Source organism: Brevundimonas sp. FV1ye29L, from assembly GCF_058681095.1.
Window position 1 is genome coordinate 2,096,085 of record NZ_CM178730.1, and the last position, 19,274, is coordinate 2,115,358.

The following is a 19,274-nucleotide window of genomic DNA, read 5'->3' on the forward strand; positions in this document are numbered from 1 at the left end:
GCCTAGCCCGCCCCGCCGAACCGCTCCGACCAGTCCGCCACCTGGGCATCCTCGATCTTGGCGAACAGGACGGCGGGCGCCGCGACAGTGTCCCCTGCCCGCACAGCGTCGAACAGGGCCGCATCCGGCCCGGGCCAGGTCAGGTCGGTCGCGCTGACGGTTTCGGCGATCTTCGGCGCGGTGAACGGCATGACCGGCGCCGCCAGGCGGGCGAACAGGGCCACGAGGTTCAGCCCGGTCCGCACCACCACGGCGGCGCGGTCACGGTCGGTCTTCAGCGCCGTCCAGGGCGCCGCCTCCTGGAGATATTCATTGCCCAGCACCCAGACGGCGCGCAGGGCCTGGGCGGCCTTGCGGAATTCCATCGCCTCGAACTGTTCGGTCGCCTCGACGAGGCCGGCGCGGATGTCGACCTCCAGCTTGGCCTCGATCGGGCCGGGCTCTCCGCCGTCCGGCACGACGCCGTCGAACTTTGATTCCGTGAACTTGACGATGCGATTGACGAAATTGCCCAGCACATCGGCCAGATCCTTGTTGGTCGTCGCCTGGAACTGTTCCCAGGTGAAGGCCGCGTCCGACCCTTCCGGCCCATAGGCGGTCAGATGCCAGCGCCAGTAGTCGGCCGGCAGGATCTCCAGCGCCTGGTCCATGAAGACGCCGCGCTTCTGGGACGTCGAGAACTTGCCGCCGTACCAGTTCAGCCAGTTGAAGGCCTTCAGCTGGTCGACGGTCTTCCACGGCTCGCCCGAGCCGATGATCGTCGCCGGGAAGCTGACGGTGTGGAAGGCGACATTGTCCTTGCCCATGAACTGGACGTAGCGGACGTCGTCGGCGCCCTCGTCGGTGCGCCACCAGTCGCGCCAGGTCCGGCCGTTGGCCTCGGCCCATTCCTCGGTCGCGCCGATATATTCGATGGGGGCGTCGAACCAGACATAGAAGACCTTGCCCTCCATCCCCGGGCGCGGATCGCCGTCGGGGCCGACCACCGGCACGCCCCATTTCAGATCGCGGGTGATGCCGCGGTCGATCAGACCCTCATCCAGATGCTTCAGGGCGATCGACTTCGCCAGCGGCTGCCAGCCCTGTCGGCTGTCGATCCAGTCGCGGATCGGCTGTTCCAGCTTCGTCTGCAGCAGATACAGGTGGCGGGTGTCGCGCACCTCCAGATTGCGGCTGCCCGAGACGGCCGAATACGGGTCGATCAGGTCGGTCGGGTCCAGCAGCCGGCCGCAGTTGTCGCACTGGTCGCCGCGCGCCCCGACATGACCGCAGTGCGGACAGGTGCCCTCGACATAGCGATCCGGCAGGAACCGGGCGTCGTCGATCGAATAGACCATCCGGTCCACCCGTTCCTCGATCAGGCCATTGGCCTCCAGCCGCGCCGCGAAATGCTGGGTCAGCCGACGGTTCGGCGCCCTGGACGACCGGCCGAACCAGTCGTAGCTGAGGCCGAACGCCAGACCGGCCGCCTTCTGCACCTCATGCTGTTCGTCGCAATAGGTCTGGACGTCCTGACCCGCAGCGGCGGCGGCCAGTTCGGCCGGGGTGCCGTGCTCGTCGGTGGCGCAGATGTAGAGGACCTCATGACCCTGGGCCCGCTTGAACCGGGCCCAGACGTCGGCCGGCAGCATGGAGCCCGCGAGATTTCCCAGATGCTTGATGCCGTTGATATACGGCAGGGCCGAGGTGATCAGGATGCGGGACATGGAAAACCGGAAGGGCGTTGTAAATCGGAAAGCGTGAGTGATGAGTGGTTAGTGGCTAGTGATTGCTCACGCCGCAACCTTTACCGGCGTTTTCATCGGACAGATTGGTGTCGCAGATGGACGCCCGGCAGTGACGCTGCAACCACTAATCACCGACCACCAATCACTCCCCTCACCCCAGCCGCCGCGCCACCCTCAGGAACCGCGCCGTCAGCAACGTCCCGGAGATCAGGCTGGCGACGATCACGGCCCAGACCAGACCATCGACGCCCATCCGGTGCGCCAGCCACCAACCCAGCGGCATCATGATCGCGGAATAGGCGACGAAATGCAGGATCGTCGGCCACCAGACGTCGCCTGCGGCGCGGTTGGCCTGGGCCGCCACGACCTGGATCGCGTCGGCCACAAAGAACAGGGTCGACAGGACGATGGCCGGCATGGCCACGGCCAGAAGCGCCGTGTCGCGGTTGTAGGCCGAGGCCAGCCACGGGGCGGCAGGCCATATGAACAGGGCGATAAGGGTCGCAAGCACGGTCGCGGTCACGATGGACACGATCCCCGCGCGCATGACGCCCGCCCCGTCCCTGGCGCCATAGGCCCGGCCCACCAGCACCGCCGTCGCCGAGGCCATGCCGAGCGGAACCATGAAGACGATGGCCGAGATGTTGAGCACGATGGTCCAGGCCGTGGTCTCCACCGCCCCCAGCTGGCCGGCGATGAAGGTCATGGCGGCGAAGGCGCCGACCTCGATGAAGTAGCTGGACCCGGCGCCGTATCCCACCTTGCGCTGCTCGCGCTCGGCGGGCCGGTCGCGAACCGGCCGGGTGAACACGCCCAGCGCCCGCGCCTCGGGCAGACGCAGGATATAGATCACCAGAAACACCGCCAGCGCCGCCCGCGCAAAGAAGGTCGCCCAGGCCGAGGCGAAGGCGCCGTCCATGCCCAGACCGAGGATGTCGGGCACCAGCAGCACGTTCAGCGCCAGATTGACGCCATTGGCGATCCACATGGCCCACATGCCGGCCCGGGGCCGCCCCATGGCTTCCAGAAAGAATTGGCCCGCCACACTGACCAGATAGGCCGGCATCGACAGGGCGAAGACGATCAGGGCCGGGGACGCGCCCTCCGCCAGACCGTCGGCCAGCCCCATATGCTTCAGCCCCCACGGGCCGATCAGGATCATGCCGATCATGGAGACGACGCCGATCTGCAGCGCATAGGCCGTGCCGCGCCGCAGGACCGACCCGACCTCGGCGCGGCGGCCCTCGCCCAGCAGGCGGGCGGTCATGACCTGCACGCCCAGCATCAGCCCCACCCCCGTCGTCACCACGATCGAGGTCGGCGCCCAGGCCAGGGCGTGAAAGGCCAGCTCGGTCCCCGAGTAGTTGCCCACCACCAGGGCGTCGGTCAGTCCCATGACCATGATGCCGATACGCGCCAGCACCACCGGCCAGGCCAGGGTCAGGAGTGCGCGAACGGCGATGCGGGTGTCGGGGCTGAGGGCGAACATGGGACGCGGGCCAGACCATGGGCGGCTGCGGAGGTCAACACACGCGCTGCTTATGGGTGGATAAGGCGCCGATCCTTCAACTTCCCCGTTCGCCCCCTTGGCGAATGGGGAGGTGGCGCGGCGCGCTTGCGCCGTGACGGAGGGGGCGACACGCTGTCGAACGTCATCCCTCCTGGGGTCGAGACCCAGCGACCCGGTCACCCCCTCCGTCACGTCGGCCAAGAGAGGCCGCCGCGCCACCTCCCCACCCTGCGGGCGGGGAGGACAAGGATGACGAACCTCGCCTGACCCGCTAACGGACTAGCATGTCCCTTCGCCCCCTCTTCGTCACACAGGTCTATGAGGCCAGCCTCGCCGCAGCGCCCGGCTTCGAGGCCTTCAACGCCGAGTTGGCCGAGGCCTGCCGCATGCTGGCCGAGGAGGACGGCGCCGGCCGGGCCTGGTGCCGGGCCCACGCCTATCGCGGCTACACCTCCTACGGGTCGCTGAACGACCTGCCCAACCGGATGCCCGAGTTCGCCAAGCTGAAGCGCCATCTGGACAAGCACGCGCTCGCCTATGCCAGGGCCCTGAACTTCGATCTGGCGAGGAAGCCCCGGCTGGAGAACCTCTGGGTCAATATCCTCAAGCCCGGCGGCGGCCACACCAGCCATATCCACCCCCACGCCTTCCTGTCGGGCACCGTCTATATCGAGACCCCGCCCGGCGCCTCGGCCCTGAAGCTGGAAGACCCGCGCCTGCCGATGATGATGGCGCGGCCAGGCGTGACGGCCGACGCTTCCGAGGCGGAAAAACCCTTCGTCTACCTGACCCCCGCCCCCGGCACGGTGCTGATGTGGGAAAGCTGGCTGCGCCACGAGGTGCCGGTCAATCTGGCGAAATCCGACCGCATCTCGATCAGCTTCAACTATGCATGAAGCCTCGGGCGACGCCGCCCCGGCTACCGCCGCCTAAAGCGCGATAAGACTGCCGACCGCCACTCTCGCCGCCGCTCGGTCGTTTGCAGACAGCCCCCCGATCCGGCGCGCGATCAGTCGATTGTCGAGAGTGAACAGCTTGAGCCTCAGCACAGAAACGGTCTTCAGCCCCGCCCCGGCGAAATCCTCAATCGCCACATCGCCCGACTTCAGGCCGGCGCCCGCTGTGGTGATCATCGCCAGAAGGGTCGTCCCGGCGGCCTCGTTCAACGTCGCGGATGACACGACCAGCGCCGGTCTGGGTTTGGCTACAGGCAGGTCACTGAACGGAAACGGCACCACAACGACATCACCCGCCTCAAAGGTCATCATAGGCCGCCGCGTCCTCCCGGGTCGACCACTCCCCCAGGGTGCTGTCGAGACTCCGCAGATAGGCGATGTCCATGGGTTCGGCCCGGGCCACCGTCACCCCGTCAGGCCCGACCCGGTAGATCAGGGTGTCACCGGGTTCGGCCTTCAGGGCCTTGCGAACAGCCAGCGGCAGGGTGGTCTGCGCCTTTGACGTCAACTTGGCGAAATGGGTGGACGACATCGAAAGCTCCTTACCGCCTTACAGTAAGGCCGCCCGGCGACGCAAACAATATGGTGTCCGCCGCCCCGGGGCCACACTTCCCGTCAAGCTGACTTCGACACAGACCTTGGGGGAACCATGCGACCAATGACCAGACTTCTGCTCGCCACGCTCGCGCTGACCACCGCCTGTTCTGACGCCGGGGCGTCGGCTGACGCCGCATCGGCAGTGTCGGTCCGCGCGCAGTCCACACCCGCCGCCCAGCGTGGCGGCGGCGCGCCCTATGAGATCGTGGGATCACAGGTCTGGAACGTCCCCGATCCGGTTTCGGGCCGCGACTATCAGGTCTACGTCCAACTGCCGGCGTCCTACCGGCAGGATTCGGATCGCCGCTATCCGGTGCTCTATGTCACCGACGCCGACTACGCCTTCCCGATCATTCGCCAGATCGCACGACGCGTGAACCTCGATGGCCCGGTGGTCGAGGAGTTCATCCTGGTCGGCCTGTCCTATGCTGTAGGCGAAGGCGGCATGAGTAGCCGCACCCGCGACTACACCCCCGTCCGCATCAATGAGCGCACGGGTGGCGGCGCGGCCTACCAGACCTATCTGAAGACCGAGGTTCTTCCCTTCATCGAGGACCGCTTCAGGGCCGACCCCGCTCGGCGCGTCTTGCTGGGCCATTCCTATGGCGGGCTTCTGGGCGCGCAGATCCTGTTTAGTGAACCAAAACTGTTCAATGGTTATATACTGGGTAGTCCGTCCTTCTGGTTCGGCGAGTACGCGATGATGCGAACCGAAGCCGACTATGCTCGCGCCCAAACGGACCTGCCGGCTCGGGTCCATATGTACATCGGCGAGTATGAGTTTCCGGGGTCCGGTCGTCGCAACACACGCTACAACATGGTCGGAGACAACGCCCGCTTCGAGGACCGGCTTCGCTCACGCAACTATCCCGGCCTGACCCTGACCAGCGATGTGCTGAACGACGAAGACCATCTGTCGGTCGCGCCGCGCGGGTTCACCAAGGCGTTGATGGCGCTGCTCCCCGCGCGTTGACCTTCACGGCAACCGCAGCACCCGGTCCAGAGCCACCGGCCCGGCGCCGAAGCGGATCAGATACAGCAGCAGCGCCGCCCACAGCAGATGGGTCGGCCAGCCGGTCGGATAGACGAAGATCTGGATCACCAGCGTCATCCCCAGCAGGGCGAGGGCCGAGACCCGCGTCATCAGACCCAGCACGATCAGGACCGGGAACAGGTGTTCCGAATAGGTCGCCATATGGGCCGCGATGTCGCTGGGGATCAGCGGAACCCGATACTCCTCGGCGAAGAGGAAATAGGTGCTGTCGGTGATCGTCAGCGCACCCTCGACCTTGGTCCGGCCCGACAGGAAGAAGGGGGCCGCGATGCCAAGCCGCACGATCAGGCTCAGGGCCCACCGGGGCAGAAGACGCGCGCTCCAGTCCTCGACCAGGGCCGACAGGGCGGGTCGCGGGGCGTTGATAGCGGATTCAGTGGCCGTCATTGGTCGTTGAGCTCCAGTCGGGTGAACAGGCCGGCCTGAACCAGTCCTGAGAACAGTCTCGCCAGGTCGAGGCCCGGCTCGCGGCCCATCGCCGCCAGCGCCGCCTGACCCAGGGTCAGTCCGCGCCGGCATCCGTCCAGCAACCGCCACTCGGCGGGAGAGAGGCGCCGCGCCTCCACGATCCAGCGCGGTCGCAGGATGGCCAGGGCCTCGGGGCGTTGATCCCAGACCGGCTCGCCCTCGGCCCCCGGAACGGATCGATTGGCCAGCCAGATCGACGGCGCGGTCCAGTCGAAGTTGAACAGCGACAGCGAGGGGTGCAGCCGGGCCCGGGCGGCGAACATCACACCCGGCGCGATCCCGGCGACTTCGCCCGGCTCCAGCACGGGCGCATCCGCCGCCCGGTGCGCCCGACTCCAGGCCAGGTCCAGCCGCGCGACAGGGGCCAGGAACGGCAGGTCGGCTGCGGGCGGGAACCGCTCCAGCCAGTCGGGGAAATCGACGCCATAGTCGTCCAGCACCGGGCCGGTGGGCGGATGGGCGCGGGCGAAGATCAGGGCCGCATCGCGAAACCAGTCCTCGCCGACCAGCCGCTCCACAGTCGGGCACAGCCCGCCCAGGGCCGCGATCCAGCCCCGCGCCACCGTATTGCGATAGACGGCCAGAGGGGTTTCATCCCCACCAGCCAGCCAGGGCGCGAGGCCGCCCTCGCCGCCCCCGACCGCTTTGGCCAGGGCTGGGTGAAAAGACTCAGGCACAGAGCCGCTCCGTCCCGACATCCGCCACGCCGAATGCGGGCTTCGCGGCCGCCTGCATCAGCTGCGCCGCGCGGTCGCGCTCGACCATCAATTCGGCAAAGGCCGGGACCGCCTCGTCGCGTTCGATCAGGGTCGGACGGGGGCCGATCCGTTCCAGCGTCCGGCGATAGAGGGCCCAGACTGTCTCGGCGACCGGCGCCCCATGGGTGTCGATCAACAGGGCCGGGCCCTGTTCCGGATCGGGCGCATGACCCGCCAGATGGATCTCGCCCACCAGATCCCCCGGCAGGGCGTCCAGCCAGGCCTCGGCCGAGGCATCCAGATTGTTGGCGCTGACGTGGACATTGTTGAGGTCCAGCAACAGGCCGCAGCCGGTCCGGCGCGCCATCTCGGCCAGAAACTCCGGCTCCTCATAGTCATGGCCGCTCAGGGCCAGGTAGTGGGACGGGTTCTCGATCAAAAGCCGCCGGCCCAACGCATCCTGGGCCCGGCTGACGTTGTCACAGACCTGGATCAGTCCCTGTTTCGTACGGACGATCGGCAGCAGGTCCGGATAATAGACCCCGGCCCGCCGCGACCAGGCCAGATGCTCCGACATGACGAAGGGCTCAAACCGGTCCGCCAGGGCCTTCAGACGCGCCAGATGGTCGGCGTCCGGGGCCTCATCGCCCGCCAGCGACAGGCCGACCCCGTGCAGGGACAAAGGCTTGTCGCGGCGGATGGCTTCCAGCCAGGCCAGACGCGGCCCGCCCTCGACCATATAGTTCTCGGCGTGAACCTCGAACCACAGACCGTCCGCCATTTCGCCCAAGGCCTCATCGTAGTGGGCCGGCTTAAGACCGAGACCCGCCGTGGCGACGGGTAGCGGCATGACGGACGATCCGGGTGTCATGGACGCGGTCCGATCAGCGGCCGGCGATCGGCGTCAGCGAGCCGTTGCCGCGCGGGGTGCGGATCGATGTGCAGGTGCCGGCGGGTACGTTCTTCCAGGCATTGCCCTGATAGTCGCGCACCGAAGTGCCGGCGCAGGTGGTGCCGGGGCCGGCGGCGCAGTCGTTCTTGCCGGCCAGGGCGACGCCATAGCATTTCTCGACGGCGGGACGGGTCGACGGGGTATTGGTGTTCTGGGCGGCGGCGGCATGGGCGATGCCGGCCGTAAGAGCGGCGGCGGCGAGGCCGAAGGCGACATGAGAGCGGTTCATCGGAAGTCCTTGCTGAGACACGCCGGTCACCACGACCGGACAGCTGGACATTCGCCGTCGACACGCCGCCGGTTACAGGCCGGCCCCGGAAAAGCGTCGCTGTCGATTATCGCTCCGGGCATGTAACCTTGGCCGCCACGCCGGCGTATCAGGCCCCTGACCGTGACCGATCGTGAAACCCATCTCAAAGCCTTGATGCAGCGTGGCCTGGAGGGCGACGCCGTCGCATGGCGCGTGCTGCTGACCGAGATGGGCGGCCACCTCCGCCCGTTTTTCGTCCGCCGCCTGTTCAGCGACCCGTCCACGGCCGAGGACCTGGTTCAGGAAACCCTGATCGCCATCCACGCCAAACGCGCCACCTGGGATCCCGGCCAGCCGTTTACGGCCTGGGCCTTCGCCGTCGCCCGGCACAAGCTGATCGACCATCTGCGTCGTCAGGGCCGGCGCCCGACCCATCCGCTGGAAGAGGCCGCCGAGCTGTTCGCCGACCATACGGTCGAGGACGGCGCGGCTCGCTGGGACCTGGGTCGCTGCCTGTCCCTGCTTCCGCCCAGACAACGCCGGCTGATCGAGGATGTCCGGCTGAAGGGGCTGTCGGTCGCCGAGGCCGCAGAGCGACACGGCTATTCCGTCGCCGCCGCCAAGGTCAGCCTGCACCGCTCGATGAAGGCCCTCAATGCCCGGTTCGCCGCCGCAGACGGCGCCGGAGGCTCCACCCATGAAAACTGATGATCTCATCCAGGCCCTGTCGGCCGATCTGCCGCCGGCCTCGGGTCGACGACTGAACCGGCGCGTGCTCCTCTGCCTGATACCGGCGGGCGTTCTGGTCCTGCTGGCCGTGGGGATCTGGCTCGGCTTCCGGCCCGATCTGATGCCCGCCATGCGCGGCCCGGTATTCTGGGCCAAGGCGGCCTATACGGCGGCCCTGGCCGCCGGCGGCTTCTGGCTGCTGGCCCGGCTGGGCCGTCCCGGGGCCAGCGCGCGCGCGCCGCTGGTCCTGCTGGGCCTGGTCCTGGCCGTCGCCGCCGGGCTGGCGGCGTTTGAACTCCTGTCCATGCCGATGCCGAAGCGGATGCCCGCTGTCATGGGCGACAGCGCCCGCGTCTGCGCCCCCTATATCTTCGTTCTCAGCCTGATGGCCGCGCCGCTGGTGTTCTGGGCCGCCCGCGCCTTCGCACCGACGCGACCGGCCCTGGCGGGCGCCGCCGCCGGCCTGCTGAGCGCCGGTCTGGCGGCCACCCTCTATGGCCTGCACTGCCCGGAACACACCGCCGCGTTTGTGGCGGTCTGGTACAGCGCAGGCGTCGCCGTCGCCGTCGCCGTCGGCGCCGTGACCGGCCGGTTCGCCTTCCGCTGGTAGGCGGGGCCAAAGGCGTCCGCCCGGGCCCGCCGCCAGCACTCCGGACACATGACGGACGCCCGCCCTCATTCCGCCGCGCGACCGGCCTAGGGATTTGCCTCCCGGCGCTGCGGCCGCTACATCCCGCGCCTACCTCCCCATTCGCACGAACGACAGGGCGCACCGCCTCATGGCGCAGCAGTATATTTTCCAGATGCAAGGTCTGACCAAGACCTTTCCCGGCGGCAAGAAGATCTTCGAAAACATCTGGCTCAGCTTCTACAACGACGCCAAGATCGGCGTCGTCGGCGTCAACGGCTCGGGTAAATCCACCCTGCTGAAGATCATGGCCGGGCTGGACACCGAGTTCACCGGCGAGGCCCGGGCGGCTGACGGCGTCAAGCGCGGCTATCTGGAACAGGAGCCCCACCTCGACGACAGCCTGAACGTCCGCGAGAACGTCGAGGCCTGGTGCGAGGAGAAGCAGTGGGTCAACCGGTTCAACGCCATCGCCCTCGAAATGGCCGAGGAATACACCGACGAGCTGATGGAGGAGATGACCGCCCTCCAGGAGAAGATCGACGCCGGCGACGTCTGGGACATCGACAGCCGTATCGAAATGGCGATGAACGCCCTGCGCTGCCCGCCGGACGACTGGGCGGTGACCAGCCTGTCCGGGGGGGAGAAGCGCCGCGTGGCTCTCGCCCGCCTGCTGCTCTCCAAGCCCGACATGCTGCTGCTCGACGAACCGACCAACCACCTCGACGCCGAATCCGTCGCCTGGCTGCAGCACCATCTGGAGGCCTTCCCGGGCTGCGTCATCCTGGTGACCCACGACCGCTACTTCCTGGACCTCGTCACCAAATGGACGCTGGAGCTGGACCGCGGCAAGGGTCACCCGCACGAGGGCAACTATTCCTCGTGGCTGGAAGCCAAGACCAAGCGCGTCGTCCAGGAGCAGTCGGAATCCGAAGCCCGCCAGCGCGCCCTCACCCGCGAACTGGAATGGGTCCGGTCCGGCGCCAAGGCCCGTCAGGCCAAGTCCAAGGCCCGCCTCGCCGCCTATGAGCGGATGGTGGACGAACAGGACCAGCAGCGCGGCGCCCAGACCCACGCCGTCATCCAGATCCCGCCCGGCCCGCGCCTGGGCAATGTCGTGCTCGAGGTCGAGGGCCTGCAGAAGTCCTATGGCGACAAGGTCCTGTTCGACAACCTGACCTTCAAACTGCCGCCCAACGGCATCGTCGGCGTCATCGGCCCCAACGGCGCCGGCAAATCGACCATGTTCAAGCTGATCACCGGTCAGGAACAGCCGGACGGCGGCACCATCAAGGTCGGGGAGACGGTCAAGCTGGCCTATGTCGACCAGTCGCGCGACGACCTGAAGCCCGATGAGACTATCTGGCAGGCCATCTCGGGCGGCACCGATGTGATGATGGTCGGCAAGCGCGAGATCAACACCCGCGCCTATGTCGGCAGCTTCAACTTCAAGGGCGGCGACCAGCAGAAGAAGGTGGGCCAACTGTCGGGCGGTGAGCGCAACCGCGTCCACCTGGCCAAGACCCTGGCCACCGGCGGCAACCTGATCCTGCTCGACGAACCGACCAACGACCTCGACATCGAGACGCTGCAGAACCTCGAGGAGGCCCTGGAGGAGTTCGCCGGCTGCGCCGTGGTCATCTCCCACGACCGCTGGTTCCTGGACCGTCTGGCCACCCACATCCTCGCCTTCGAGGGCGACAGCCACGTCGAATGGTTCGAGGGCAACTTCGAGGCCTATGAGGAAGACAAGAAACGCCGCCTCGGCGCCGACAGCCTGATCCCGAGCCGGATCAAGTTCCAGAAGTTCGGACGCTGATCCGCGACAAATAGGACGACCAACGGCCTCCCCATCGGGAGGCCGTTTTCTTTCCGGTGACGCGGTCCCGCAGCATGCTTAGGCTGCGCCCATGACCCAGCGCCCCGCCCTCCTGATCATGCAGCCCCATCTGGGACCCCTGACCGCCTTTCTGGACAGCGGCTACCAGGTCTACCGGTTCTGGGAGGGACCGCTGGCCGGGGCCGAGGGCCAGATCCGGTCCATGGTCGTCACGGGCGAGTTCGAGCTGGACAAGGCGCTGATCGAGCGGCTGCCGAACCTGGTCCACATCGCCTGTTTCACCTCGGGGTATGACCGGATCGATGTGCCCTGGTGTCGCGAACGGGGCCTGATCGTCACCCATGCGCCGGGCGTCAATCACGAGGATGTGGCCGACCACGCCATCGGTCTGGTGATCGCGGCGCGGCGGGGACTGGTGACCGGCGACCGCTCGATCCGCGCCGGACAATGGCGCTCCGATGCCCGCACCCTGACCGGTTCACTGAAGGGCCAGCGACTGGGCCTCGTCGGACTGGGCGCGATCGGCGAGGCCATCGCGCGGCGCGCCGAGGTCCTGCGTATGGATGTCAGCTGGTGGAGCCCGCGTGACAGGCCGGCGCCCTGGCCCCGCGCCGACAGCCTGATGGCCCTGGCGAAACAGAGCGATATCCTCGCGGTCGCCTGCAAGGTGGATGAGACCAATGTCGGCCTGATCTCGAAGGGGGTCATCGAGGCCATCGGCCCGGCCGGCCTGCTGGTCAATGTCTCGCGCGGTCAGGTGGTGGACGAGACCGCCCTGATCGCGGCGCTGAAGTCCGGCGCCCTGGGCCAGGCGGCTCTGGATGTCTTTACCGACGAGCCGCTCGACCTGGACCGGTGGGCCGATGCGCCGAACACCCTCCTGACCCCGCACACGGCCGGCGCGACGACAGAATCCGTCCAGGGCATGCTGATGCTGCTGATGCAGAATCTGGCGGCGGTCCTCGGCGGCGAGCCGCCGAAGACCCCCGTCAGGGACTAGTTGCCCTCGTCGCCCATGGGGATCTGGACCGGTTGCCCGCCGCCCGGGCCCGCGCCCTGACCTCCGCCGGGTCCGCGCATGCCAGGGCCCTGGGGCCTTTCGTCGGCGGACAGGACCCCGTCGCCGTTCTTGTCCATTTCCGTGAATCGTCGCGTGGCAGCGGTGCGCATCTCGGCGCGGGACAGTTGACCGTCGCCGTCAGCGTCAGCGTCGGTGAACATCCGGGCCATGAAGCCTCCGCCCGGGCCGCCCTGCCCCGGCCCGCCCGGACGGGGACCGCCGGCCCCGCCACGCGGAGCTCCGCCCCCCTGACCCCCGCCCATCCGGGCGCGCATGGCCGCCGCGGCCGCCTCGGCCTCGGTGGGGGTGACGGCGTTGTCGCGATTGAGATCAAGACGATCGAACATCGCGTCCTGTCGCCGAAGCGTGGTTTCCAGCGTCTCGGGCGGGATCATGCTCCGTGACTGGGCCGAGGCCGCGACAGGAATGGAGGCGGCGACAGTGGCGCCGGCAATGAGACTGACGAGGGCGATGCGGTTCATGATGAGCTCCGGTTGTAGCAGGGACTAAACGCACGATCGGGCGCAGTCCGTCGCTTCCCCCGGATCCAGGGGATCGTCGATCTTCGACGAAGAGCGGTTTCAGCTTGCCAAATCATATAAGGATATCTTTATATGACTTCATGTCCCTGTCCGCCGACCAGACCGTAGAGGCCCTCAGCGCCGCCGGCGAGCCGACCCGCCTGCGTATCCTGTCCCTGCTCGCCGGGGAGGAGCTGTCGGTCATGGAGATGTCGCGCATTCTGGACCAGAGCCAGCCGCGGGTCTCACGCCATCTGAAGCTGCTGGCTGATGCCGGCCTGATCGAACGTTTCCCGGACGGGGCCCGGGTCTACTATCGGCTCTCGCACGAGGCTTCGGCGCGACGACTGGTGGACACCATACTGGACCTGCTCTCCGACGATGCCGGGGAGACCGACCACCGCGAGCTCGATGCGGTGCGCAAGGAGCGCGAGGCCGCCGCTGCCGACTATTTCGAACAGGTGGCGCCCCAGTGGGACCGGCTGCGCTCCCTCTATGTCAGCGAAAGCGCGGTCGAGGCGGCGCTGGAGCGGGCGGTTGGCCCCGGCCCCTTCAACCGTGTCGTCGATCTGGGCACCGGCTCAGGCCGGATGCTGACCCTGCTGGGCAAGAAGGCGAAGATGTCGATCGGGCTGGATCTCAGCCAGAACATGCTGAACATCGCCCGCGCCAACGTCAGCCGGGCCGGGCTGCAGCGCGTCGAACTGCGTCACGGCGACATTTTCGGCACCCGCCTCCCGTCCCGGAGCGCGGATCTGGTCATCGTACACCAGGTGCTGCACTATCTCGCCGATCCCGCTGCGGCGGCCGCAGAGGCCGCACGACTGGTCGCGCCGGGCGGACGGCTGGTGATCATCGACTTCGCCCCCCATGACTTTGAGCATATGCGCGAGGCGCACCAGCACCGGCGACTGGGCTTCGCCGACACCGAGATCGCCGACTGGATGATGTCGGCGGGGCTTTCCCCCCTGGCCCCCGTCGCCCTGCCTCCCGAACCGGGTGACGGCGCCGGGCGCCTGACAGTGACGATCTGGACGGCGGAACGCCGCACAGAACAGGACCGAAAGACCGCTTGATGGCCGCCTCCTCCCTCAACGCCGCCCGCGCCCTGCTGCTGTCCCCCCTGGGTCCGGTGGCCCGCGCAGGCGACAACGACAACCCGGTCCGGGTCTCGTTCGAGTTCTTCCCGCCCAGGACCGACAAGGCCGAGGAGAGCCTCTGGGACGCGGTGCGCCGGCTGGAGCCGCTGAACCCTGAATTCGTTTCGGTCACCTATGGCGCCGGCGGTTCAACCCGCGAGCGCACCCATCGCACCGTGCAGCGGATGCTGACCGAGACCACGCTCCGGCCCGCCGCCCACCTGACCTGTGTCGAGGCCAGCCGCGCCGAGGTCGATGAGGTGATCGAGAGCTACAAGGCCATCGGGGTGAACCACATCGTCGCCCTGCGCGGCGACCCGCCCGGCGGCCATGATAGTTCAGGCGGCATCGGCGGCGCCTATCAGCCCCGGGCCGACGGCTATGCCAATGCGACCGAGCTGACCGCCGCCATAGGCCGCGTTGGCGGGTTTGACGTCACAGTCGGCGCCTATCCGGAGAAACACCCCGAGAGTCCCTCCATCGCGCACGATATTGATGTGCTGAAGGCCAAGGTGGACGCCGGCGCCACCCGTGCGATCAGCCAGTTCTTCTTCGATATCGACGCCTTCCTGAGGTATCGCGACCGGATCCGCGCCGCCGGGATCGAGATCCCGCTGCTTCCCGGCATCATGCCGGTGTCGAACTTCAACGGTCTGGTGCGGATGAGCGCCTCGTGCGGCGCCTCCGTCCCCGGCTGGCTGGCGACCCATTTCGAAGGCCTGGACGACGACCCCGAGACCCGAAAACTGCTGGCCGCCTCGATCGCCGCCGAGACCTGCGCCCGACTGCAGGAAGAGGGGTTCCAGGACTTCCACTTCTACACCCTGAACCGCGCCGACCTGGTCTATGCGATCTGCCGCGTGCTGGGCGTTCGCGAACAGAAGGCCGCCGCATGACCCGCCCCCAACGCATCGCCGCCCTGCATCAGGCGGCCAGGGAACGCATCCTGGTGCTCGACGGATCGTGGGGCGTGATGATCCAGCGTCGCGGCCTGGAGGAGGCCGACTTCCGCGGCGACCGCTTCGTGGCGGCCAATGGCTATGACGAACGCGACCAGATGAAGGGCAACAACGACATCCTCTGCATCACCCGCCCGGACGTCATCGCCGACCTGCACGACCAGTATTTCGCCGCCGGAGCCGACATCTCCGAGACCAACACCTTCAGCGCCACCGTCATTGCCCAGGACGACTACAAACTGGACGAACAGTCAGTGTGGGACATCAATCTGGAAGGGGCGAAACTGGCCCGCGCCGCCGCCGACCGCTGGACGGAAAAGGAGCCGCACAAGCCGCGCTTCGCCGCCGGCTCGATCGGGCCGCTGAACAAGATGCTGTCGATGTCGTCGGACGTGAACGATCCCGGCGCGCGTCTGGTGACCTTCGACCAGGTCTATGACGCCTATCGCCATCAGGTGAAGGCGCTGAACGAGGGCGGCGTGCACCTCTATTTGATCGAGACCATCACCGACACGCTGAACTGCAAGGCGGCGATCAAGGCCATCAAGGACCTCGAGGACGAGGGGATGGAGGCCCTGCCCATCTGGATTTCGGGCACGATCACCGACCGCTCGGGCCGGACCCTGTCGGGCCAGACGGCCGAGGCCTTCTGGAACAGCGTGCGCCACGCCAGACCCTTCGCGGTCGGCTTCAACTGCGCCCTGGGCGCTGACCTGATGCGGCCCTTCATCGCCGAGCTCAGCCGCGTCGCCGACACCCTGGTCGCCGCCTATCCCAACGCCGGCCTGCCCAACGCCATGGGCCACTACGACGAGGAACCGCACCAGACCGCCCACTTCATCGAGGAATGGGCGGCCTCGGGCCTGGTCAACATCGTCGGCGGCTGCTGCGGCACGACGCCCGAACATATCCGGCACACGGCGGAGGCGGTGGCCAAGCTGCCGACGCGGGAGATACCGGAACGGCCCGTGGCCATGCGGCTGAGCGGGCTGGAACCGTTCGAGCTGGTGGCGTGATGTTCGGTTTTGGCGGTTCGCCCAAATGGTATCGAGATTGGCGACAGGACGCCTTTCACGAACTCGAAGCGAAGAACGACAAGCTCGAGCGTGAACTGCGGCTGGGCCATCGGGACCGCTGGGACTACGACATGGCCCGGCGCGAACTCACCTTCTCGGACAACGGGCAGGTCTCTTTGCGTGCAGATATCCAGATCGTGGGATCGACGGGCCACAAGGATTGGCTTTGGTCGTGGGCCAACTCTCATTGGACCGACAATCTGACCGGAGATGCCCGGACGGCGCGGGCCTACGGTGAACAACACAGAATTCGGGAACTTTTCACCGCGTCGCTCAAATCCAGCGATCTGAACGGCCTTGGATGGCATCTGACCGCCGTCGCGGCCCGCCTTGCAGGGTCAATCGGAGCCTATCGTCCGCAAACTGAAGCTGGCGGCCTGTTTCTTCTCATCCGTTCTATCGACGAAGTGAAACCCGCCTGATGAGACCCACCTTCATCAACGTCGGCGAGCGGACCAACGTCACCGGCTCGGCCAAATTCAAGAAGCTGATCATCGACGGCGACTATGCCGCCGCCCTGTCGGTGGCGCGGCAGCAGGTCGAGGCCGGGGCCTCGGTGATCGACATCAACATGGACGAGGGCCTGCTGGATTCGAAGCAGGCCATGGTCACCTTCCTCAACCTGATCGCGGCCGAGCCCGACATCGCCCGCGTGCCGGTGATGATCGACAGTTCCAAATGGGAGGTGATCGAGGCCGGGTTGAAATGCGTCCAGGGCAAGCCGATCGTCAATTCGATCTCGATGAAGGCGGGCGAGGCAGAGTTCCGCGAACAGGCGGTCAAATGCCTGCGCTACGGCGCCGCCGTGGTGGTCATGGCCTTCGACGAGGTCGGCCAGGCCGACACCGCCGCGCGCAAGATCGAGATCTGCACCCGCGCCTACAACATCCTCGTCAACGAGGTCGGCTTCCCGCCCGAGGACATCATCTTCGACCCCAACATCTTCGCCGTGGCGACGGGGATCGAGGAGCACGACAACTACGCCGTCGACTTCATCGAGGCGACGCGGGCGATCAAGGCGACCCTGCCCTACGCCCGCGTGTCCGGCGGCGTGTCGAACGTCTCGTTCAGCTTCCGCGGCAACGAGCCGGTGCGCCGGGCGATCCACAGCGTCTTCCTGTACCACGCCATCCAGGCGGGCATGGACATGGGCATCGTCAACGCCGGCGACCTGCCGGTCTATACCGACATCGAGCCGACCCTGCGCGAGGCCGTCGAGGACGTGATCCTCAACCGGCCCCAGCGGACCAATGTCTCCAACACCGAGCGGCTGGTTGACATCGCCCCCAACTACAAGGGCGACAAGGGCGTGGCCCGGGTCGTCGATCTGAAATGGCGCGACGCCCCCGTCGGCAAGCGGATCGAACACGCCCTGGTCAACGGCATCACCGAGTTCATCGACGCCGATACCGAGGAGGCGCGGCTGGGGGTCGAGCGGCCGCTGCACGTCATCGAGGGTCCGCTGATGGACGGGATGAACGTGGTCGGCGACCTGTTCGGCTCGGGCAAGATGTTCCTGCCGCAGGTGGTCAAGTCGGCGCGGGTGATGAAACAGGCCGTGGCCTGGCTGGAGCCCTATATGGAGGCCGAAAAGGCCGGCAAGCCGAGGGAACAGGCCGGCCGCATCCTGATGGCCACGGTCAAGGGCGACGTCCACGACATCGGCAAGAACATCGTCGGCGTCGTGCTGCAGTGTAACAATTACGAGGTCATCGACCTGGGCGTCATGGTCCCGGCGGATCGGATCCTGGACGCCGCCGTCGAGCACAAGGTCGACATCATCGGCCTGTCGGGCCTGATCACGCCGTCGCTGGATGAGATGGTCTTCGTCGCGCGCGAGATGGAGCGGCGCGGCTTCGACATTCCCCTGCTGATTGGCGGGGCGACCACCAGCCGGACCCATACGGCGGTCAAAATCGAGCCGGGCTACCGCAAGGGCTCGACCACCTATGTGGTCGACGCCTCCCGCGCCGTGGGCGTGGTCTCGGGCCTGCTGTCCAGGACCGAGCGCGAGAAGAACGAGGCCGCCACCCGCGACGAATACATCCGCATCCGCGAGCAGTACGCCCGGGGCCAGGAGGTCAAGGCGCGCGCCGCACTGCCCCAGGCCCGCGAGAACCGCTGGCGTCCCCCACACCCCACACCCCACACCCCAAGCCCGACCTTCATCGGCGTGCGCGCCTTCGACGCCTGGGACCTGCAGGACCTGGCCGACCACATCGACTGGACGCCCTTCTTCGCCTCCTGGGAGCTGATCGGCCGCTATCCCCTGATCCTTGAGGACGAGATCGTCGGCGAGGCGGCGAAGGACCTGTTCAAGGACGCAAAGGCCATGCTGAAGCGGATCATCGACGAGAAGTGGTTCGCAGCCAAAGGCGTGGTCGGCTTCTGGCCCGCCAACGCCGTCGGCGACGACGTGGCCGTCTATGCCGATGAGAGCCGCACCGAGGAGATCGCCCGCTTCCACACCCTGCGCCAGCAAATCCGGAAGTCGAACGGCAAGCCGAACCTCGCCCTGTCCGACTTCGTGGCCGAGACCGGCGAGGACTATATCGGCGCCTTCGCCGTCACGACGGGTCACGGCGAACTGGAAGCGTCGAAGCGGTTCAGGGACGCCGGCGACGACTATTCGGCCATCATGGCCTCGGCCCTGGCCGACCGTCTGGCCGAGGCCTTCGCCGAGCGGCTGCACAAGGAGGTCCGGACCCAGCTGTGGGGCTACGCCCCCGACGAGACGGCCAGCGTCGACGAGCTGATCGCCGAGCAATATCAGGGTATTCGCCCCGCCCCCGGCTATCCGGCCCAGCCCGATCACACGGAGAAGGCGACGTTGTTCCGTATACTGAATGCCGAGGCCAATGCCGGCATGGCCCTGACCGAGAGCTATGCCATGACGCCGCCGGCCTCGGTCTCGGGCCTGTATTTCGGCCATCCCGGCAGCCACTATTTCGGTGTGGGAAAGATTGATCGCGACCAGATCGAGGACTATGCCGCGCGCAAGGGCTGGGACGTCGTGACCGCCGAGCGCTGGCTGGCCCCGATCCTGAACTACGAGCCGGATCAGACCTCCCGTGTCACTGCCGCCTGATCCGGGCGAAACCCTCCCCGCA

The 19,274-nt window shown here is 67.4% G+C and carries 20 protein-coding genes; 11 read left to right on the top strand and 9 right to left on the bottom strand.

All coding sequences use genetic code 11. From position 1 onward, the window contains the following. Positions 1–2 precede the first annotated feature (2 nt). Entirely contained in the window at positions 3–1,706 is a 1,704-nt protein-coding gene (gene metG, locus ACW17W_RS10355; RefSeq protein ID WP_492076782.1) for a methionine--tRNA ligase, read from the bottom strand. A 172-nt stretch (positions 1,707–1,878) separates the two neighbouring features. After that, a complete protein-coding gene (locus tag ACW17W_RS10360) occupies positions 1,879–3,216 on the bottom strand; it encodes an MATE family efflux transporter (RefSeq protein WP_492076783.1) in 1,338 nt (445 codons plus the stop codon). 305 nt (positions 3,217–3,521) lie between these two features. On the opposite strand from ACW17W_RS10360, the gene ACW17W_RS10365 reads away from it, so the two are divergent. Then, complete coding sequence (locus ACW17W_RS10365) at positions 3,522–4,133, top strand: TIGR02466 family protein (protein ID WP_492076784.1); 612 nt, start codon at positions 3,522–3,524, stop codon at positions 4,131–4,133. A 33-nt stretch (positions 4,134–4,166) separates the two neighbouring features. Here ACW17W_RS10365 and ACW17W_RS10370 read toward each other — a convergent pair whose 3' ends face one another. Together ACW17W_RS10370 and ACW17W_RS10375 are read right to left on the bottom strand one after the other, a co-directional pair. Next, the gene (locus tag ACW17W_RS10370; RefSeq protein WP_492076785.1) at positions 4,167–4,505 is read right to left on the bottom strand and encodes a type II toxin-antitoxin system PemK/MazF family toxin; all 339 of its coding nucleotides are present in this window, start codon (positions 4,503–4,505) and stop codon (positions 4,167–4,169) included. Beyond that, positions 4,492–4,725 (bottom strand): AbrB/MazE/SpoVT family DNA-binding domain-containing protein, encoded by a 234-nt coding sequence (locus tag ACW17W_RS10375; RefSeq protein ID WP_492076787.1) that lies wholly within the window; start codon positions 4,723–4,725, stop codon positions 4,492–4,494. The genes ACW17W_RS10370 and ACW17W_RS10375 overlap by 14 nt, the downstream gene beginning before the upstream one ends. 126 nt (positions 4,726–4,851) lie before the next feature. On the opposite strand from ACW17W_RS10375, the gene ACW17W_RS10380 reads away from it, so the two are divergent. Continuing rightward, the gene (locus ACW17W_RS10380; RefSeq protein ID WP_492076788.1) at positions 4,852–5,763 is read left to right on the top strand and encodes an alpha/beta hydrolase; all 912 of its coding nucleotides are present in this window, start codon (positions 4,852–4,854) and stop codon (positions 5,761–5,763) included. A 3-nt stretch (positions 5,764–5,766) separates the two neighbouring features. Here the strand turns inward: ACW17W_RS10380 and ACW17W_RS10385 are convergent, their stop codons facing one another. The 4 genes from ACW17W_RS10385 to ACW17W_RS10400 are packed head-to-tail and all read right to left on the bottom strand — an operon-like array spanning position 5,767 to position 8,191. Next, entirely contained in the window at positions 5,767–6,231 is a 465-nt protein-coding gene (locus tag ACW17W_RS10385; protein WP_492076789.1) for a DoxX family protein, read from the bottom strand. After that, positions 6,228–6,989 (bottom strand): HvfC/BufC family peptide modification chaperone, encoded by a 762-nt coding sequence (locus ACW17W_RS10390; RefSeq protein WP_492076790.1) that lies wholly within the window; start codon positions 6,987–6,989, stop codon positions 6,228–6,230. The genes ACW17W_RS10385 and ACW17W_RS10390 overlap by 4 nt, the downstream gene beginning before the upstream one ends. Then, the gene (bufB, locus tag ACW17W_RS10395; RefSeq protein ID WP_492076791.1) at positions 6,982–7,860 is read right to left on the bottom strand and encodes an MNIO family bufferin maturase; all 879 of its coding nucleotides are present in this window, start codon (positions 7,858–7,860) and stop codon (positions 6,982–6,984) included. The genes ACW17W_RS10390 and bufB overlap by 8 nt, the downstream gene beginning before the upstream one ends. A 34-nt stretch (positions 7,861–7,894) precedes the next feature. After that, complete coding sequence (locus ACW17W_RS10400) at positions 7,895–8,191, bottom strand: BufA1 family periplasmic bufferin-type metallophore (RefSeq protein WP_492076792.1); 297 nt, start codon at positions 8,189–8,191, stop codon at positions 7,895–7,897. Positions 8,192–8,386: 195 nt separating this feature from the next. On the opposite strand from ACW17W_RS10400, the gene ACW17W_RS10405 reads away from it, so the two are divergent. From ACW17W_RS10405 to ACW17W_RS10420, 4 genes are all read left to right on the top strand, one after another. Next, on the top strand, positions 8,387–8,920 hold the full coding sequence (locus ACW17W_RS10405) for a sigma-70 family RNA polymerase sigma factor (RefSeq protein WP_492076793.1): 534 nt from the start codon (positions 8,387–8,389) through the stop codon (positions 8,918–8,920). Then, entirely contained in the window at positions 8,910–9,551 is a 642-nt protein-coding gene (locus tag ACW17W_RS10410) for an NrsF family protein (protein WP_492076794.1), read from the top strand. The genes ACW17W_RS10405 and ACW17W_RS10410 overlap by 11 nt, the downstream gene beginning before the upstream one ends. A 169-nt stretch (positions 9,552–9,720) precedes the next feature. Beyond that, positions 9,721–11,388, top strand: coding sequence for an energy-dependent translational throttle protein EttA (ettA, locus tag ACW17W_RS10415; RefSeq protein ID WP_492076795.1), 1,668 nt, complete (start codon positions 9,721–9,723; stop codon positions 11,386–11,388). A 91-nt stretch (positions 11,389–11,479) separates the two neighbouring features. Next, positions 11,480–12,409, top strand: coding sequence for a 2-hydroxyacid dehydrogenase (locus ACW17W_RS10420; protein WP_492076796.1), 930 nt, complete (start codon positions 11,480–11,482; stop codon positions 12,407–12,409). Here the strand turns inward: ACW17W_RS10420 and ACW17W_RS10425 are convergent. Then, a complete protein-coding gene (locus tag ACW17W_RS10425; RefSeq protein WP_492076797.1) occupies positions 12,406–12,951 on the bottom strand; it encodes an EF-hand domain-containing protein in 546 nt (181 codons plus the stop codon). The two genes, ACW17W_RS10420 and ACW17W_RS10425, sit on opposite strands and share 4 nt — an antisense overlap. A gap of 140 nt (positions 12,952–13,091) precedes the next feature. Here ACW17W_RS10425 and ACW17W_RS10430 point away from each other — a divergent pair, with 140 nt between their 5' ends. The 5 genes from ACW17W_RS10430 to metH are packed head-to-tail and all read left to right on the top strand — an operon-like array spanning position 13,092 to position 19,252. Next, positions 13,092–14,066, top strand: a complete 975-nt coding sequence (locus ACW17W_RS10430; RefSeq protein ID WP_492076798.1) for an ArsR/SmtB family transcription factor — start codon at positions 13,092–13,094, stop codon at positions 14,064–14,066. Next, a complete protein-coding gene (metF, locus tag ACW17W_RS10435) occupies positions 14,066–15,025 on the top strand; it encodes a methylenetetrahydrofolate reductase [NAD(P)H] (RefSeq protein ID WP_492076799.1) in 960 nt (319 codons plus the stop codon). The genes ACW17W_RS10430 and metF overlap by 1 nt, the downstream gene beginning before the upstream one ends. Further along, entirely contained in the window at positions 15,022–16,104 is a 1,083-nt protein-coding gene (locus ACW17W_RS10440) for a homocysteine S-methyltransferase family protein (protein WP_492076800.1), read from the top strand. The genes metF and ACW17W_RS10440 overlap by 4 nt, the downstream gene beginning before the upstream one ends. Beyond that, positions 16,104–16,586, top strand: coding sequence for a DUF6882 domain-containing protein (locus ACW17W_RS10445; protein ID WP_492076801.1), 483 nt, complete (start codon positions 16,104–16,106; stop codon positions 16,584–16,586). The genes ACW17W_RS10440 and ACW17W_RS10445 overlap by 1 nt, the downstream gene beginning before the upstream one ends. Next, positions 16,586–19,252: a methionine synthase gene (metH, locus tag ACW17W_RS10450; protein ID WP_492076802.1), complete on the top strand. Its 2,667-nt coding sequence runs from the start codon at positions 16,586–16,588 to the stop codon at positions 19,250–19,252. The genes ACW17W_RS10445 and metH overlap by 1 nt, the downstream gene beginning before the upstream one ends. The last annotated feature ends 22 nt before the right edge of the window (positions 19,253–19,274 follow it).